At 32.4% G+C, this 18501-nt stretch carries 18 protein-coding genes; 1 reads left to right on the top strand and 17 read right to left on the bottom strand.

What is annotated here, in order from left to right:
- Positions 1–283: 283 nt before the first annotated feature.
- From FYJ27_RS11380 to FYJ27_RS11435, 12 genes are all read right to left on the bottom strand, one after another.
- Positions 284–943, bottom strand: coding sequence for a 3-oxoacid CoA-transferase subunit B (locus FYJ27_RS11380; protein ID WP_154484946.1), 660 nt, complete (start codon positions 941–943; stop codon positions 284–286).
- Positions 943–1596, bottom strand: coding sequence for a CoA transferase subunit A (locus FYJ27_RS11385; protein ID WP_154484947.1), 654 nt, complete (start codon positions 1594–1596; stop codon positions 943–945). Before FYJ27_RS11385 ends, FYJ27_RS11380 begins: the two co-directional genes overlap by 1 nt.
- 196 nt (positions 1597–1792) lie before the next feature.
- Positions 1793–2971, bottom strand: coding sequence for an acetyl-CoA C-acetyltransferase (locus FYJ27_RS11390; protein WP_154484948.1), 1179 nt, complete (start codon positions 2969–2971; stop codon positions 1793–1795).
- 289 nt (positions 2972–3260) lie between these two features.
- Positions 3261–4379 carry a non-hydrolyzing UDP-N-acetylglucosamine 2-epimerase gene (gene wecB, locus FYJ27_RS11395; RefSeq protein ID WP_154484949.1) on the bottom strand — a complete coding sequence of 373 codons (1119 nt, stop codon included), beginning with the start codon at positions 4377–4379 and terminating at the stop codon, positions 3261–3263.
- A gap of 1 nt (position 4380) precedes the next feature.
- Positions 4381–5460: a glycosyltransferase family 4 protein gene (locus FYJ27_RS11400; protein ID WP_154484950.1), complete on the bottom strand. Its 1080-nt coding sequence runs from the start codon at positions 5458–5460 to the stop codon at positions 4381–4383.
- A gap of 470 nt (positions 5461–5930) precedes the next feature.
- Positions 5931–7433 (bottom strand): Na+/H+ antiporter NhaC family protein, encoded by a 1503-nt coding sequence (locus FYJ27_RS11405; RefSeq protein ID WP_154484951.1) that lies wholly within the window; start codon positions 7431–7433, stop codon positions 5931–5933.
- A 449-nt stretch (positions 7434–7882) separates the two neighbouring features.
- Positions 7883–9352, bottom strand: coding sequence for a Na+/H+ antiporter NhaC family protein (locus FYJ27_RS11410; RefSeq protein WP_154484952.1), 1470 nt, complete (start codon positions 9350–9352; stop codon positions 7883–7885).
- A gap of 68 nt (positions 9353–9420) precedes the next feature.
- Positions 9421–10491, bottom strand: coding sequence for an ornithine racemase Orr (gene orr, locus FYJ27_RS11415; protein ID WP_154484953.1), 1071 nt, complete (start codon positions 10489–10491; stop codon positions 9421–9423).
- 420 nt (positions 10492–10911) lie between these two features.
- Positions 10912–11541: a uracil phosphoribosyltransferase gene (gene upp, locus FYJ27_RS11420; RefSeq protein ID WP_154484954.1), complete on the bottom strand. Its 630-nt coding sequence runs from the start codon at positions 11539–11541 to the stop codon at positions 10912–10914.
- A 55-nt stretch (positions 11542–11596) separates the two neighbouring features.
- Entirely contained in the window at positions 11597–12046 is a 450-nt protein-coding gene (gene rpiB, locus FYJ27_RS11425) for a ribose 5-phosphate isomerase B (protein WP_154484955.1), read from the bottom strand.
- An 11-nt stretch (positions 12047–12057) separates the two neighbouring features.
- Positions 12058–12510, bottom strand: coding sequence for a low molecular weight protein arginine phosphatase (locus FYJ27_RS11430; RefSeq protein ID WP_326831088.1), 453 nt, complete (start codon positions 12508–12510; stop codon positions 12058–12060).
- A 13-nt stretch (positions 12511–12523) separates the two neighbouring features.
- A complete protein-coding gene (locus FYJ27_RS11435) occupies positions 12524–13573 on the bottom strand; it encodes an L-threonylcarbamoyladenylate synthase (protein ID WP_154484956.1) in 1050 nt (349 codons plus the stop codon).
- Between the two features lie 145 nt (positions 13574–13718).
- Here FYJ27_RS11435 and FYJ27_RS11440 point away from each other — a divergent pair, with 145 nt between their 5' ends.
- Positions 13719–14432 carry a ZIP family metal transporter gene (locus FYJ27_RS11440; protein WP_154484957.1) on the top strand — a complete coding sequence of 238 codons (714 nt, stop codon included), beginning with the start codon at positions 13719–13721 and terminating at the stop codon, positions 14430–14432.
- Here FYJ27_RS11440 and prfA read toward each other — a convergent pair.
- From prfA to FYJ27_RS11465, 5 genes are read right to left on the bottom strand one after another with little or no spacing between them, the layout of a single operon-like run.
- Complete coding sequence (prfA, locus tag FYJ27_RS11445; RefSeq protein WP_154484958.1) at positions 14429–15496, bottom strand: peptide chain release factor 1; 1068 nt, start codon at positions 15494–15496, stop codon at positions 14429–14431. The genes FYJ27_RS11440 and prfA overlap by 4 nt on opposite strands.
- 49 nt (positions 15497–15545) lie before the next feature.
- Positions 15546–16064, bottom strand: a complete 519-nt coding sequence (locus FYJ27_RS11450; protein ID WP_154484959.1) for a chromate transporter — start codon at positions 16062–16064, stop codon at positions 15546–15548.
- Positions 16064–16597, bottom strand: coding sequence for a chromate transporter (locus FYJ27_RS11455; protein ID WP_154484960.1), 534 nt, complete (start codon positions 16595–16597; stop codon positions 16064–16066). The genes FYJ27_RS11450 and FYJ27_RS11455 overlap by 1 nt, the downstream gene beginning before the upstream one ends.
- 12 nt (positions 16598–16609) lie before the next feature.
- Positions 16610–17476: a peptide chain release factor N(5)-glutamine methyltransferase gene (prmC, locus tag FYJ27_RS11460; RefSeq protein WP_326831089.1), complete on the bottom strand. Its 867-nt coding sequence runs from the start codon at positions 17474–17476 to the stop codon at positions 16610–16612.
- Positions 17470–18417: a DUF1385 domain-containing protein gene (locus FYJ27_RS11465; RefSeq protein WP_226808259.1), complete on the bottom strand. Its 948-nt coding sequence runs from the start codon at positions 18415–18417 to the stop codon at positions 17470–17472. Before FYJ27_RS11465 ends, prmC begins: the two co-directional genes overlap by 7 nt.
- Positions 18418–18501 lie beyond the last annotated feature (84 nt).

Raw genomic sequence — 18501 nt, forward strand, 5'->3', positions numbered from 1 at the left:
ATAACAGTTTCGTTTTTTAAGCCAATAATTATTGGTTTATTAGGTGTGCATTTTTTTATTATTAATTTTTCCAAAAAACATTAAATATTATTTTGCTAAAATCTATTGACTTTAATTAGCTGGTCTTTTTAAATTATATTTATTTTTTTGAAAAAATTATATTAGACGTTAAAGTATGTAAAGATTTACAATAATATGAAAATTCAAAACTCTTTTTCGATTTTGATTTAAATTATGCAGCAACTAATATATTAGATGCTGCATAATTTAATATTTTAAAAACTTATGCTTCCATTTTTTTAAGATCATCAGCTACTATTAATTCTGCTTCTGTAGCATTTTTAACATCTTCTACTGTGAATTCAGGATTTATTTCTGTTAGAACTAACCCTTTATCAGTTACTTCCATAACTCCCATTTCAGTAATAATTAAATCTACTTCTCCTGCAGCTGTTAAAGGTAAATTACATTCTTTTAATATCTTTGCATTACCTTTAACTGTGTGCTCCATAGCTACAATAACCTTTTTAGCACCTACTACTAAGTCCATAGCTCCACCCATTCCTGGAACCATTTTGCCAGGAATCATCCAGTTTGCAAGGTTTCCTTTTTCGTCTACTTGTAGTGCACCTAGAACTGTAATATCAACGTGTCCACCACGGATTATACCAAAGGATGTAGCACTATCAAAGAATACTCCGCCTTCTTTTATAGTTACAGGCATACCACCAGCATTAACTATATCTTTATCTTCTTTTCCTTCTTCTGGCGCTGGTCCTAAACCAACAAATCCATTTTCTGATTGGAAAGTAACATCCATACCTTCTGGTACATAGTTAGCAACCATTGTTGGAAGTCCAATACCTAGATTAACTACGTCACCATCATGTAATTCTTTAGCAACCCTTTTAGCTATAAAAGCTTTTCTTTCTTTCTTATCCATTATTTGTCACCTCCAACTATGTAGTCAACAAAGATTCCTGGAGTTACAACTTCGTTTTGATCTATCTCTCCAACTTCTACTAAGTTTTCAGCTTCAACTATTACTAAATCAGCAGCTGTTGCCATTACAGTATTGAAATTTCTAGTTGCTCCTCTATAGACAATATTTCCTTTTTTATCAACTTTATGTCCAAGTAATAGTGCAACATCAGCTTTTAATGGTTTTTCTAATAGATAAGTTACACCATCTACTTCTACTTTTTCTTTTCCTTCTTCTATTACAGTACCAACGCCTGTTGGAGTTAAGAATCCACCAAGTCCTGCTCCTGCTGCTCTTATTTGTTCTGCTAGTGTTCCTTGTGGAATTAAATGTACTTCCATTTCACCAGCATTCATTTGGTTTCCTGTTTCCTTATTTGTTCCAATATGGCTTGCATATAGAGTTTTAACTTGTTTGTTAACTACTAATTTACCAACACCTGAATCTACAAATCCTGTGTCATTACTTATGATTGTCAAGTCTTTAACTCCCTTTTCAACTAGCGCATCTACTAGTTTGCAAGGAGTACCGCAACTTAAGAAACCGCCAATCATAATAGACATACCGTCTTCTATATGGCTGATAGCTTCTTCTATAGTCACTACCTTATTCATGATACGCACCTCCATATGTTTTTTTTATTCTCTGATTACATTATAACATTTGTTAATTTTTTTTCAAATTTTTTGTCTTTTTTTGGCAAAAAATTTATATGATTTTAGTTAAACAATAGCTGCTATAATGATAACAGCTATTGTTTAATATTAAAAATTTATTTAAATTTTATAAAATATTCATTATTGTCTACAATTATCTTCTAACTATTAGTGCAGTTCCTTGTCCTCCACCAATACATAGAGTAGCTAAACCATGTTTTGCATCTCTCTTAGCCATTTCATATAGTAGTGTAACAAGTATTCTTGCTCCTGAAGCTCCTATAGGGTGACCTAATGCAATTGCTCCACCATTTACATTAGTTTTTTCCATGTCTAATCCTAATTCTTTAGCTACTGCTAGAGATTGAGCAGCAAAAGCTTCATTTGCTTCTACAAGATCTAAATCTTTAACAGTTAAATTAGCTTTTTCTAAAGCTTTTCTTGATGCTGGTATTGGACCAGTTCCCATAATACTTGGATCTACACCTGCTGAAGCATAGGATACTATAGTTGCAAGAGGTTCTATTCCTAATTCTTCTGCTTTTTCTTTTGACATAACAACTAATGCTGCTGCACCATCATTAATTCCTGAAGCATTTCCAGCAGTTACAGTTCCATCTTTTTTGAATGCTGGTCTTAATTTTGCCATTCCTTCAATTGTGCTTCCAAATCTTGGATGTTCATCAGTATCAACTATTTTTGGATCGCCTTTTCTTTGTGGAACTTCTACAGGTACTATTTCATCTTTGAATCTTCCACCCTTAATAGCTTCTTCAGCTCTTAATTGGCTAGTTAATGCAAATTGATCTTGTTCTTCTCTAGTAATATTCCATTTTTCTGCCACATTTTCAGCAGTAATACCCATATGATAGTCATTAAATGCATCCCAAAGTCCGTCTTTAATCATTTCGTCTACTACTTTTCCATCGCCCATTCTTTGGCCCCATCTATTGTTGTTTAATACATATGGAGCTTGGCTCATATTTTCTGTTCCACCTGCTATAACTATGTCTGCTTCTCCAGCTACAATAGCTTGTGCTGCTAATTCAACAGTTTTAAGTCCAGATCCGCAAACCTTATTAACTGTGAAAGATGGCACTTCTATTGGAATGCCAGCATGAACTGATACTTGTCTAGCTACGTTTTGTCCTAATCCAGCTTGAAGTACATTACCAAATACTAATTCATCAACTTGATCCGCCTTTATACCTGCTCTTTTTATAGCTTCTTTTACAACAACAGCTCCTAAATCTACCGCTGGTACGTTTTTAAAGGAACCACCATAAGTTCCAACTGCTGTTCTAACTGCACTTGCAATAACAACTTCTTTCATAATAAAATACCTCCTATTATAGTTATATTTAATTTATTTTATATTTATATGTGCATGGCACAAGTGTCACATATAAATATATGCAAATTATGTGCCAACTTTATATTAATTATTTGTATTATAGTATAAGTTTTGAGAATATTTATAATATATTGTTATTTAAATATAAACTCTATGACTTTGTTAAAAAATTAACTTGTTCTACTTTACTAATATATTCAATTTTTATTGTAATATACCTTTATTATAACATATAGATATTATAAATCAAACATTTTTCTACAAAGTTTTACCTCACCTGTTCAAGAATAACCTTAACTATCCTTTCTGAAGCCTTACCATCTCCATAAGGATTTACTGCATTAGCCATTTTTTTGTATTCTTCTTTATTTGATAAAAGTAAATCCAATTCTTTTGAAATATTCTCCTTAGAAGTTCCAACTAATTTTGCAGTTCCTGCTTCTATGCCTTCCGGCCTTTCTGTTTCTTCTCTTACAACTAGTACAGGTTTTCCTAAACTAGGTGCTTCTTCCTGTAGTCCACCAGAATCTGTAACTACTATATGGGATTTTGACATTAGATTTGTAAAAGGTTCATAGTCTAATGGTTCAACTAAATGGATATTTTCATTTCCATCAAATACCTTATGGGCTATATCTCTAACCTTTGGATTCAAATGTACTGGAAACACTACCTCTACATCTTCATATTTCCTTGTTATTTCATCTATTGCTGTAAATATATTTTCCATAGGTTTTCCTATGTTTTCCCTTCTATGGGAAGTAAGTAGAATAACCCTTTTGTTTTCAAAATCTATACTATTTAAAAGACTATCTTCAAATATGTAATCCTCTTTTACTACATGGAACAATGCATCTATAACTGTATTCCCAGTTATAAATATTTTTTCTTCTGGATATCCTTCCCTAAGTAAATTTTCCCTGCTTTCATTAGTAGGAGCAAAATGGAAATTGGTTACAATACCTGTTAGCTTCCTATTAGCTTCCTCTGGATAAGGAGAATATAAATTTCCACTTCTAAGACCTGCTTCTACATGTCCCACTTTTACTTTTTGATAAAAAGCTGCCAATGCTCCTGCAAATACAGTTGTAGTATCTCCTTGAACCAATAGTAGGTCTGGTTGAGTCTCTACTATTACTTTTTCTAATCCTTCCAATGCCTTAGTAGTTATACCAGTTAGGGTTTGTCCAGGTTTAAATATATTTAAATCATAATCTGGCTTAATTTTGAAAATATCCAATACTTGATCTAACATCTCCCTATGTTGAGCAGTTACACATACTATATTTTCAATTTCTTCAGTATTTTCCATTGCTTTAACAATAGGGGCCATCTTAATTCCTTCTGGCCTAGTTCCAAATACAGTCATAACCTTTAATCTTCTCATATTATTTCCTCCCATTATCTCTATTACTTGAGTCTTCACCTTTTCTCATGTCTATAAGGCCTAATTTTACAGCAAAAAATATAGTAAATAAAATAACTATACCTGCTATAATAACAGATTGTCTACTATTAGCCTTAGATATAGCTACTGCACAAACTCCAAATACTCCACTTATTAAATAAAGTATAAGAACCGTTTGCCTTTGACTTAGTCCTCTTTGAAGTAATTTATGATGAAGATGCCCTTTATCTGCTTCCATTATAGATTTTCCATTTAACATTCTTCTAAATATGGCAAATGTAGTATCAAAAATAGGAAGGCCTAAAACAATTATAGGAACAACTATAGCTATAGTTGCTACACTTTTCATTACCCCTTCTATGGCTACTGCTGAAAGCATAAACCCTAAAAATAGTGCTCCTGTATCTCCCATAAATATTTTAGCTGGGTTGAAATTAAAAGGCAAAAATCCTAAACAAGCTCCAGCTATTATAGCTGAAATAATCATAATACTTGTATATGAATCACTAATCAAATGATTTGCATTATAGGCTACAAATACCAATGATAGACTAGATATCATGGCTACTCCTGCTGCCAAACCATCAAGTCCATCTATTAAATTTAATGTGTTAGTTATTCCAACTATCCAAAAAATAGTTAATGGAACAGAAAAACCTTTTAAAAATAAAAGTGCATTCTCTTTTGAAAATGGATTGGTTATAAAATCGATTTTAACATCTCCCAATACTAAAACCAAACTTGCAACTACTTGAAATACAAGCTTCATCTTTGGACTAAGATCCATTGAATCATCAATTATTCCTGAAACTACTATTATACTTCCCCCAATTATTATAGAAACTAAAGTTTTATCCAATGGTAAAAATATAACTGCTGAAACAATTGTAGCTATATATATTGCCAATCCTCCCAATAGAGGAATAGGTTTCTTGTGTACCCTTCTACTATCTTTTGGTATATCTATTGCCCCAATTTTATATGCTATTTTTTTAGCAACAGGTGTCATAAACAGGGAAATAAATATTGCTGTAAGAAATGGTATTATAATTTTTTCCATAGTTGTATTCGCTCCTTCATGAGAGTTACTTCTTAAAATTTTATATTAGTTTTATCTATAAGTCAATGAAACAAAACTTATTATTATATTGTTCTATATAAGCTATGAATATCCTTTATAGTGAACAATTATATATTAAGTTTTAATATATAAAAAGACTTTCTTTTATTTTATAATCAGTTCCTCATTATCTATTACAAAATCAACAATATCAGCTTTTCCTGTATTTCTACCAAATGAAATTCCATTTCCTTAAGCCATTTATTAATTTCATCTAGTTTCCTATTTATTAATTTAACATTAAAATCTTTCACTTGTATTTTCCCATTTATCAAATCTTTTCCCAATTCATATCTAATGATTATGCTGTATCCAACTAAACACAATAAAGAAGCCATAATATAAGTATATGGTGATTCAATATATATACACATAAAAAAAGGTAGAGTTAACTCTACCTTTTTTTATATCTATCTTTCTTCAGTTATACATGGTCTTAAAACTGATTCTTCTAAAGAACTTTCTTTCTTTTTAATTTTTACATCAGGTTCTGATGGTATATCAAAATTTGGTATAAATCTATCCCATCCTGTACGAGTAAGAACTATCATAGAAATAACTGCAATCATACCCATGAAATTATACTTTATAATATCTGTAGCTTTGAAGGTGTGTAATGGATAAACTGCTGAAGCAATTCCAATATAAAAGTTTACATACACATGCCATGGAATAAGTTGTGAACCAAATACTCCCAATGAGCTTCCAAAAGCAGCATTTCTAAGTCTTAACTTGTACATATCTTCTTCACTAGCTTCCACATTATCATCTGTAAGGGTTTTGATAATAGGTCCAATAGTTACTATTTGAGCCATTTCATCAGAAAGGGCAGCGTTTCCTAGTAGACAAAGAAGTGCATTACAAGTCATAAGTTGTCTTACATTCTCAACCCTAGATGCTATAAAATTGGATAGTGGTGCAAAAGCATCCATCTTGGTCATAATTCCGCCAAAAGCTCCTACCCACATCATCATTACTATAACCCAAGATCCTGCATCTGAAAATCCCGAATATATAAGTTCTAAAAATCCACCTTTCCCAAATATAGATGGAACAGTACCTGCTACTAATCCTAAAATCATTGATGAAACTATTCCAAGTCCAAGACATGCCAATGTTGGAAGTCCTTTAACTGCAACTATTATAACAAGTATTAGTGGAATGATCATATAATATGGCACTCCCATCTTTACTTGATTTAGAAGAGTTACAGCTGAAGGATTTTCAACCTTTAAACTATCCCAAACTTCTCCTGGAATTTGGTCAATAGCTTCAGATGCGTTTGCAGTTGTATTAGGTAGTCCCATTCCAACACTTACTACAAAAAACAATACTATAGAAAGTATTAAACATAGTATAGCCCATACTCCCTGATGTTTAATTCTATGAATTACTTCTACATTTTGAATACCTGAACTTACTACTGTAGTATCAGAAATCAGCCCAATATTATCGCCAAAACATGCTCCACCTGCAACTGCAGCAGTTGTTAATAAAAGATTTCCATCTACTATATGGTTTAACCATAAAAATATAGGTGCACATGCTGCAAATGTTCCCCATGATGTACCTGTTGCTACTGAAAGAATACTAGTTACAATAAGTCCAGTTACAGCTACTGTTTTTCCTGTAAGCCCTAGTTTCAAAGCCATATTGATTATGGCTGCTCCTACACCTGTAGCCATAAAACATTCTGCCATCGCATAAGCCATCATTAGAATAAAGAATACAAGTTCCATTTCTTTAACGTTTTCTACTGAGCAATCAAGTATCTCCCCAAAAGAAATCTTTTCAGTAAAATGTGCTATCACTGCAGCATAAATAGTAGCTATTGGAGCTGCCACTAGTGCATTCATTCCTCCAATCATTAGTCCTGCCATTAAAAATACTGGTGAAAGTCTTAACAAAGCCATTTAAAAATCTCCCCTTTTAGATAGTTAGTATTTTAGTTGGTAAAAATTTAATAAATATTGATACTTAGGCTAAACTGCAAACCCTTTCCAGAATAGGAAAATAAGTACACATAAGTGCTAGTAAATAATTATTAGTATAAGTATTTAAGGGCTATACACTCATATTTAAATAATAATTATTAAATTAAAAAAAGAAGCTTTAAGCTTCCAATTTTTCTATTTAAAGATTTTATATTATTTTTTCCCGTAAGTCAATTGAATGAAAATTGTTAAAATAAACGCAATAGCAGTTGTAAAAAACAGAGAAACCCTCTATTTCTCATTTGTTTGTAGGTTAGATAAAAATAAATAAAAATCCATAAATTGAAGTTTAACTTAAAAAATCAACTCACTAAAAAAGCTATCTTATCGGAGGTATACCCCTTTAAGATAGCTTTTTTTAAATTTATTTATTTTCCAGTTGCTAAACCTTCTTTTTTAAGTCTTACATCAGGTTCTGATGGTAATCCAAATCTTGGTATGAATTTATCCCATCCTGTACGAGTAAGAATTAGTAGAGAAAGTACTGCAACCATAGCCATGAAGTTGTATTTAATTATATCCCAGTTTTGGAACTTGTGTAGTGGATAAACTGCTGAAGCAATTCCAATATAGAAGTTTACATACACGTGCCATGGAATAAGTTGTGAACCAAATACTCCTAATGCATCTCCAAAAGTAGCATTTCTAAGTTTTAACTTATAAATGTCTTCTTCGCTACCTTCAACGTTATTATCTGTAATAGTTTTGATAATAGGTCCAATAGTTACTATTTGAGCCATTTCATCAGATAAAGTTGCATTTCCTAATAGACAAAGTAGTGCATTCCAAGTCATAAGTTGTCTTACGCTCTTTGCTTTTCTTACAATAAAGTTGGATATTGGAGCAAAAGCATCCATTCTACCCATGATTCCACCAAAAGCTCCTACCCACATCATCATTACTATAACCCAAGATCCTGCATCTGAAAATCCAGTATATATTAATCCTTCATCTCCTACAACATCGCTAATATTGGTAACTGTTCCTGCAAAGGCTCCCAATATCAATGATGTTACTATTCCAATACCTAGACAAGCTAGTGTTGGTACTCCTTTAATTGCAGATCCTATAACAAGTATTAGTGGAATAACCATATAATATGGTACTCCCTCTTTTACTTGGTTTAAAAGAGTTACAGCTGAAGGTCTTTCTGCTTCTAAGTTTTGCCAAACTTCTTCTGGAATTTGGTCTATAGCTTCTCCACCATCTGCCTTTACATTAGGTAATCCCATTCCAACACTTACTCCAAAGAATATTATTCCTGCTAATATTAAACATAATATAGACCATACACCTTGATGTCTAATTCTATCAATAACTTCTACACCTTGAATACCTGAACTTACTACTGTAGTATCAGAAATTAGTCCAATATTGTCTCCAAAACATGCTCCTCCTGCTATTGCAGCAGTTGTTAATAAAAGATTTCCATCTACTATATGGTTTAACCATAAGAATATAGGTGCACATGCTGCAAATGTTCCCCATGATGTACCTGTTGCTACTGAAAGTATTGCTGTTACAACAAGTCCAGTTACAGCTACTGTCTTAGCTGTAAGTCCTAGATTCAAAGCCATATTGATTATAGCTGCCCCTACACCTGTGGACATAAAACATTCTGCCATTGCATAGGCCATCATTAAGATAAAGAATACAAGTTGTTCTTCTTTTACACTTTCAATTGCTGAATTCAAGCTGTCTTGAAAAGAAATTTTTGCAGTTGCTCTAGCTATTATAGCTGCATAAATTGTAGCTATTGGTGCCGCTATAAGTGCGTCAAATCCTCCAATCATTAGCCCTGCCATTAAAAATACTGGTGATAATTTTAATAACGCCATTTAATATCTCTCCTTCTGTTTAATGTTTTAGATAATAATATTATTGCTTAAAATATATTTATTTTATCTTAGATATAAACCCTTTCCACATAAGGTGAGGTCATACATCTAAGTATTGCTACATAATCAAGAGTGAAACTTAGTATGTCTCCAATTTCATAATCTCTATCAGAATTAGTAATGTCTAAAATTAAATGGTCACTGCTGCTTCCAAGTATACATATATTTTCATCGTCTGGCAGCATAAATTGAGGATCACAATCTTGTTTTCCTATAGCACATATAGCCCTTTTCATCATACCTTTATCCTCAAAAGTCGGTACATTTCTAAAAGCATCCATAGCTACTTCACCTATAGGCATTGAAGGTTTTTCTTGTATTTCTACTATTTCTGCTTTAAGCTTAAAGGCATCATTATAAGTATCTGGTATCATAGTCCATGTTACCTCGACAAGTCCAAGAATTATCGATGTTCCAAGTCTCATTTGATTTACACCTTCTGGCAGCTCTTCATGTTGTATCAAACATAATGAACTAGAATTTCCACCAGAAATAAGTTCCAATTCTATATTAAATTTTTCCTCGATTTCCTTTTTAATGTCTACAAGTTGTCCAACGTTTTCTTTAGAAGGTATAATAGCACCATAGCAAGTCAAATTTGTACCTATGCCTACTAATTTCACACCCTCAAGTCTTAAAATATGGTCAACCGTCTCCATAATAGTATCTTTATTTTCATAAAAAATTCCTTCTCTTAAATCTCCTACATCTATCATTAAAACGATTTCATGAGTTTTTCCCAGTTTTACAGCTTCTTTAGATATAGCTTCTATAGTCTTTATCTCTGAATTAAGGGAGATATCTGCAAATTCAACCAATTTCTTTGCCTCACTTATTGCAGGAAGTCTTAGAAGCATCTTTTTTGCAGGCAAATCTTTAAACTTTTCTAAGTTGTCTAATTTAGAATCCCCTAGTGTATCTATGCCTCCATCTATCATAGCTTGAGCAAGTTCAATAGAACCACTAGATACTTTAGTTACTCCAACTGGATTTACTCCATGCTTTTTACATATATCTGTAACAACCTTTGCATTATGTTTTATTTTTTTAATGTCAACTTCAATAAATGGATATTGCATTTTCTTCCCCCATTTTGTTTTTATTTGAAACAAAAGTATTAAAGTTATCTAGAAAATAATTGAAAACGTTTTTATTTTTGGGTAAAATAGACTTTTTTAATGTTTTTTTATTATTTCCCCCTTTTCCGTTTATATTTTAACATATATAGTATCGAAAGTACAATATTTTTTTATTTTATTTAATCACAGTATATACTATTCGACAATTTTTATAGAAACCCTTTTTTTTTAAACTTTTTTTAAAAAGTTTTTTCACTAACCTTCATAAAGTGTCATGGAAAGGTTTGCAAATAATGACAAGATATTGCTCTACATTATGTTGTAATGTGATAATTATATCAAAGTTTCATGTATATTGCTAGCATCTAATTATTGGATATATAAAAATCCACTCCATACTGAAGTGGATTTTTTTATACTTTATTTAGTTCCGAACAATCTGTCTCCTGCATCTCCAAGACCAGGGATTATATATGCATGTTCATTTAATTTTTCATCTACACTAGCTACATATATATCCACATCTGGATGGGCTTCTGCAACTACATCTAGTCCTTCTGGAGCTGCTATAAGATTCATTAGCTTAATATTTTTAGCTCCTCTATCTTTTAAAAATTGGATAGCTGCCACTGCTGAGCCACCTGTTGCAAGCATAGGATCCAATACTATAAGTTCTCTCTCTTCAATATCTTGAGGAAGTTTACAATAGTATTCTACAGGTTTTAAAGTTTCAGGATCTCTATAAAGACCTACATGTCCAACTTTAGCTGCCGGCAATAAATTTAACATACCATCTACCATTCCCAGACCTGCTCTAAGTATAGGAACTATTCCTAGTTTCTTACCAGCTATTACTTCAGATTTTGTTTTAGTAATAGGGGTTTCGACCTCAATCTCTTCAAGAGGAAGATCCCTTGTTACCTCATAAGCCATTAGCATAGAAACTTCTTTTACCAATTCTCTAAATTCCTTGGAGCCGGTATTTTTGTCCCTTATAAAAGTTAATTTATGCTTGATCAATGGATGATCTAAAACTACTACTTTTCCCATAAACAAGACTCCTTCCATATATTTTAATTTTTTTCCTATAAAAAATCCTTATACATTATAACATATACTTAGTTTCTATGTCAGAAATTTTATTTACCCTTCTTTCATGTCTTCCACCTTGAAACCTTGCACTTAGCCAAGTAGACACAATTTCTAAAGCCAAATCTTTTCCTACTACCCTTCCGCCTAAAGCTAAAACTTGTGCATTATTATGCTCTACAGACATTTTAGCTGAATAAGTGTCACCACATAGAGCACATCTTATACCTGCTACTTTGTTACAAGATATAGATATTCCTATACCAGTTCCACATACAACTATACCTCTATCACATTCTCCATTTTTAACAGCCAAAGCTACCTTTTCTCCAAATTCAGGATAATCAACTGATTCAGAAGAATTGGTACCATAGTCAATATATTCTATTCCTTCCTCTTCTAAAAAACCTTTAATATATTCTTTTAATTCATATCCTCCATGATCTGAACCTATTCCTACCTTCATTTCCATTCCTCCTATTCTTGTATTTTTTCTGCAATTTTCTCCAAAGCTTCCTCTATCTCTTTTTTTGACTCTTCATAAGCTCTCAGTCCCATTCCATAAGGATCCATTATATCTTCTTCTAATCCAAAGGCATATTCTTTCAAAGTATATACCTTACCTTGAACTCCTGAATAATTATTTATTAATGCGTCTTTATGGGACCTAGTCATAGTCAGTATCAAATCTGAGCCATCTAAAAGCTCTTTATTTACCATTTTAGCCCTATGACTAGATATATCTATCCCTTCTTTTTTTAAAATCTCTATTGCTTCCTTACTTGCCCTACTTCCTTCCATAGCAAATACCCCAGCAGAATCTACCTTTATATTCCTTATTTCCTTCCTATCTAATATATCCTTAAAAAGGCCTTCTGCCATACTACTTCTACAAGTATTCCCTGTACAAACAAATAGAACTTGCCTCACGGTTCTCTCTCCTTTATACTCTTCTTATATTTCCACCACAAGCTTTCTTCATTCTATTCATAATAGCTGTTCCAATGCCTTCTCTATCTACTCCCTCAGCTAGTATTATATCTACATTTAACTTATCAAATTTCCTCAATATTTTAAATAGATTTCTAGCTATGGTCTCTTTTTCATTCCTACTTCCCATTGTCAATACAATTCCTTCATCATACTCTTTCATTGTCTCTTCAGTAGCCATTATGCCTACTTTTTTACCTTCTAGTTCCATTTTTTTAGAGTATTCCTTTATTGAAGAAACCATATCTTCTACATCTCCAGAGAAGACTATCATTTCAGCCTTTGGTGCATAGTGTTTATATTTTTGTCCTGGAGATTTAGGCACTATGTTTTCATCATCACTTATTATACTTTCATCGTATTTAACTTGAGGAAATATTTCTAAAAGATCTTCATAAGTCACTCCTCCAGGTCTAAGTATAGTAGGTATATCTTGAGATATATCAAGTACAGTAGATTCTACCCCTATACCAGTACTACCTCCATCTATAATCATATCTACCCTACCATTTAAATCCATAATAACATGTTCTGCATTTGTTGGACTTGGTTTACCTGAAAGGTTGGCACTAGGTGCTGCAATAGGTACTTTTGAATGTTTTATAAGTTCTGAAGCGATTTTATGTTTTGGCATCCTAATAGCTACAGTTGAAAGCCCTCCAGTTAATTTATTAGATACCTTCTCACTCTTATTGAATATAAGGGTAAGAGGGCCAGGCCAAAATCTTTCCATAAGCTTCTTTGCCCTTTCATCTATATCTTCCACTAGAGGATATACTTCTTCTATGCTGCTTACATGAAGGATCAGTGGATTGTCCTGTGGTCTTCCTTTAGCAATAAATATTTTATCTACTGCCCCTTCATCAAAACAGTTGGCTCCTAAACCATAAACTGTCTCAGTAGGAAAGGCAACAGTCCCTCCCCTCTTTATTATATCTGCAGCTTTTTCTATTGTTTCACTATTTGGATTGTCCTTTTCTACTTTCACTACAATAGTTTCCATTGTATCCCTTCTTTTTGTATTATCTTTTTCTTCTAAATATATATTATACATGATTTTTTTAGTCTTAAGTAGGGTTTTTTAGTTCTTTATACTATTTCACAAGAATATTAATAAAGTAGATAGAATATTAAAGAGGAGGAAAGCTATGGGAGACATTTATACTATTACTCTAGTAGGTTTTTTTGTTGGAGTAGCTGGTACTGGACTTGGAGGGCTATTTGCCCCTTTCATTAAAGAAGAAAATCAAAAGCTTCTAAGTTGTCTACTAGGTCTTACTGGAGGCCTTATGCTTAGTATTGTGGCTTTTGAACTTCTACCTCAATCCTATATATTAGGAGGCCTCATAACAGAAATAATAGGAATATTACTTGGGATTATTGTAGTTATTTCTGTAGAAGAAATAACTGTTGGAAAAGATTATAATGAACTTATGAAAAGTGGAATTATACTGAGTATAAGTATGGGAATACACAATCTACCTGAAGGATTAGCCATAGGTTCTAGTTTCATGGCCCATAAGGAAATGGGGATTACTCTAGCAATTGCTATACTTGTTCACAATATTCCTGAAGGTCTAGCCTTAGTTGCTCCTCTTAAAGCAGGAAAACTACCTAATTGGAAAATAATTTTAATCGCTCTTATTGTAGGGGTTCCTACTGGAGTAGGAGCTTTTATAGGGGCTTATCTTGGAACTGTATCCAATTATCTCATATCCTTCTGCCTATCTTTTGCAGGGGGAACTATGCTCTATATAATATGTAATGATTTAATACCAAATGCAAAAACCCTTCACAGTGGAAGGGCTTCTACCATATGGATAATCATAGGCTTTATACTAGGTATGTTAACAATCTTTTAGCCTACATGTTTTAATTTTTCTGCTTGATCTGTTGTTATGAGTGCTTCTACTATCTCCTCAATATCCCCATCTAAAAATGATTCTAGTCTATGGATAGTCATATTGATCCTATGATCAGTTACCCTACCTTGAGGAAAATTATAAGTTCTTATCCTTTCACTTCTGTCTCCAGAACCTACCTGACTCCTTCTTTCTTCGGCTATTTCTTGATTTTGTTCTGTCATAAGCTGATCATAAAGTCTAGCTTTAAGGATCTTCATAGCTTTGTCCCTATTCTTATGTTGGGACTTTTCATCTTGACAGGATACAACCATTCCTGTAGGTAAGTGGGTGATTCTAACTGCTGAATCAGTAGTGTTTACACTTTGGCCACCATTTCCTGAAGAACGGAATACATCTATCCTTATATCATTTGGATTGATTTCCAAATCTATATCTTCAGCTTCTGGAAGGACTGCTACAGTAGCGGTAGATGTATGTATTCTACCACTTGCTTCAGTTTCTGGTACCCTTTGAACCCTGTGAACACCACTTTCATATTTTAATTTACTATAGGCACCCTTACCTTTGATCATAAATATTGCCTCTTTAAATCCACCAATACCTTGGTTATTAGAATCCATCATTTCAACTTTCCAACCTTGTTTTTCTGCATACATAGAGTACATTCTAAGAAGGTCTCCTGCAAATAGTCCTGCTTCACTTCCACCTGCTCCAGCCCTTATCTCTACAATAACATTTTTATCATCATTTGGATCCTTAGGTATAAGAAGTATCTTAAGTTCTTCTTCTAAAGCTGCAACTTGGGATTCTAATTCAGTTATTTCTTCTTTTAACATTTCTTTAAATTCATCATCTAATTTTTCTTTAAGCATTTCTTTATCTTCTTCTAAAGTCTTAGCTGCTTCATTAAATTCTCTATATTTCATAACTATAGGCTCTACTTCTGCATGTTCTTTAGCAAGCTTTTGCCACTCTTGAGTGTCTTCCATTACTTTTGGGTCAATTATCTTCAGGCTAAGCTCTTTATATTTCTTTTCCAAAAAATCTAATTTATCTAACATATCTTCACCTCCACAATATTTTCATATATAATTTAATACACTCATAATCTCAATAAACTAGCATTCCTGCTACTCCCGCTAATATAATTGCTAATATAGGATGAAGCTTTCTAAAAGATATTAAATAAAACAACACTCCTCCTATTATAACACTTTTAAAATCTATAAATGCATTTTTTGCCACACTGATACTAGCTGATACAATAAGGCCTAAGACTACTGGTCTTATACCTTTAAATGCCCAATCTACATAAGGGGAATTTTTAAACTTTGATAGGAAATGGGCTATCAAAATTATTATAATTATTGATGGAAGGACTACAGCAGTAGTTGCCAATACAGAACCTAGTACTCCTCCCACTTTATATCCTAAAAAAGTAGCAGAATTTATAGCAATTGGACCTGGTGTCATCTCTACTACAGCCAGTATATCTATAAACTCCTTTGTAGTAAGCCAACCATGGATTTCTACCGCTTCTTTTTCAATCAGTGGAATCATAGCATATCCGCCACCAAAGGTAAAAGCTCCTATTTTTAAGAAAGATAAGAAAAGATTTAATAATTCCATTATTTATTCTCCTTAAACTTATAATATCCTATAGCACCAAAAGCTGATACAAGTATGACAACTACAGGACTTATATCTATAAATGCTACAGCTAAAACTGTAAGAACACTAATAACTAGCATATATTTACTAATATCCATCTTTCTTCCAAGCTTATATACGGCGGTAAAAATCAAAGCTGCCACTGCTGGTCTTATGCCTAAAAATGCTTTATCTATTATAGGATTATTCCTATATTTCCAAAGAGATGTTACAATCAAAAGCATAATTAAAAATGAAGGAAGAATAGTCCCTAAAGTACAAACTATTGCTCCTTTAACACCCTTAAGTTTATATCCTACATAGGTACTTGTATTTACTGCTACAGGCCCTGGTGTCACTTCTGCTATTGCCAATACATCTAAAAACTCTTCTGTAGTAAGCCATCCATTTTTTTCTACAACTTCATCTTGAATAAATGGAAGCATAGCATACCCACCACCAATGGTGAAAGCTCCTACTTTAAAAAAAGCTTTAAACATTTCAAAATACATAGCTTTCCTCCTCTATCCCAATCTTCCTACCACAACTCTATCCAATCCCTGAAAATCCTTTATTATAGATATATCTTTAAACCCATTCTTTTCCAACAATTTCTTAACTTTCATCCCTTGATCATAACCTATTTCAAAAGCCAATATTCCACCAGATTTAAGGTATTTTTTACTCTCTGGCACTATTTTTTTATAAAACAAAAGCCCTTCTTCTCCTCCGTCTAATGCTTTTTTAGGTTCATATTCCCTTACTTCTATTTGAAGTTCAGGAATAGCATTCGTAGGTATATAAGGAGGGTTCGATACTATTATATCTATTTTTCCTTCTAGTTGTAAAGAACTTATTCCATTGAATAAATCTCCCTTATAAAAACTTACCCTATCATTTAAATTCAGATTATCCCTATTTATATTGGCTACTTTTAAAGCCACTTCATCTATATCTACTGCAAAAACCTTTATGTTCTTTAAATAATAGGCAAGGGTCAATGGAATACAGCCACTACCAGTGCCTAACTCCACTACATTCAAAGGTTTATCTTTAAATTCATTATTAACCTTATTTATAATCCATTCAACTAATATCTCCGTATCTGGTCTAGGTACAAGTACCCCTTCTTCTATATAAAAATCTAATCCATAAAACTCTTTTTCTTTTAAAATATAGCTTAATGGATATCCTTTTTTTCTTTTTTCTATGAAATTTAAAAATTTATCCACAATTTCCTCTGGAATTTCCTTATCCCCATGTGTATAAATATAGCTTTTATCTACATTCTGTAGATAAGATAGTATTATTATAGATTCTAATAGAGGATCTAAATATTCTCTTTCTCCTAGTTTTTCAACTCCTAATTGCAAAAGCTCATTTATTACCACAAATCTTCCTCCTTATCCTCAACTAAGACCCCTTTCAATGCTTCTATTGCCACTTCTATTTGTTCACCATCTGGTTCCTTTACTGTAGCAATTTTTTGTAACATAAGTCCAGGATAGGATAATATATAAGCTAAAGTTCCATTACTCCTGCCTATAAGCTTATTTATTTCATAAGATATCCCAGCTATTACAGGAAGCATAAGAAGCCTTATCAAAAATCTTTTAAGAGGATCTGGCCATCCAAATAAGGACAGTACTAAAACACTTACTATCATAACCATAAATAAAAAACTAGTTCCACATCTAGGATGGAGTATAGGATATTTCTTTACATTTTCCACTGTCAATTCTTCTTCATTTTCATAGCAATGAATAGTCTTATGTTCTGCACCATGATATTCAAAAACCCTTTCCACATCTTCCATTTTAGAAATAGCTATTACATATATTAAGAAAAATACTATTCTTATAAAACCTTCTATAAGATTTAAAGCTATAGGATTTTTAACAGTCTTTTTAATAAGGCCAGTTAAAAACATTGGTCCAGCCATAAAAACTACTATTGTTATAAGTAATGAAAAAAGTAGAGAAAAAACTATTTCTGCTGTTTCAGATTTATCTTTAAAAATCTTTTCAAAAAAACTTTCAGATTCATCTTCTATGTCTTCTTCATAAAACTCTGCAGAATACATTAAAGCTCTAGTCCCTATAACCATAGACTCTACAAGGCCTACCATTCCTCTTATAAATGGTAGTTTTAAAAATTTATTTCTAGAAGATACAGTATCTACCTTTTCCTTCTTTACTTCTATTTCATTGTCTGGTTTCCTTACTGCTATGGCTATATCTCTTGGTCCTCTCATCATAACCCCTTCTATAAGGGCTTGACCTCCAATAGTAGTCATATGTTTAGGTATCCTCTTTATATCTTTTATTTTCAATTTAAATACCTCCAAATATTTTGTAAGGTTATTATACCATATAAAGATTATTAGACACAATTTAGACAAAATACACCAATTTTT

The sequence above is a fragment of the Anaerosalibacter bizertensis genome (assembly GCF_009696605.1).
Lineage (GTDB): Bacteria > Bacillota > Clostridia > Tissierellales > Sporanaerobacteraceae > Anaerosalibacter > Anaerosalibacter bizertensis.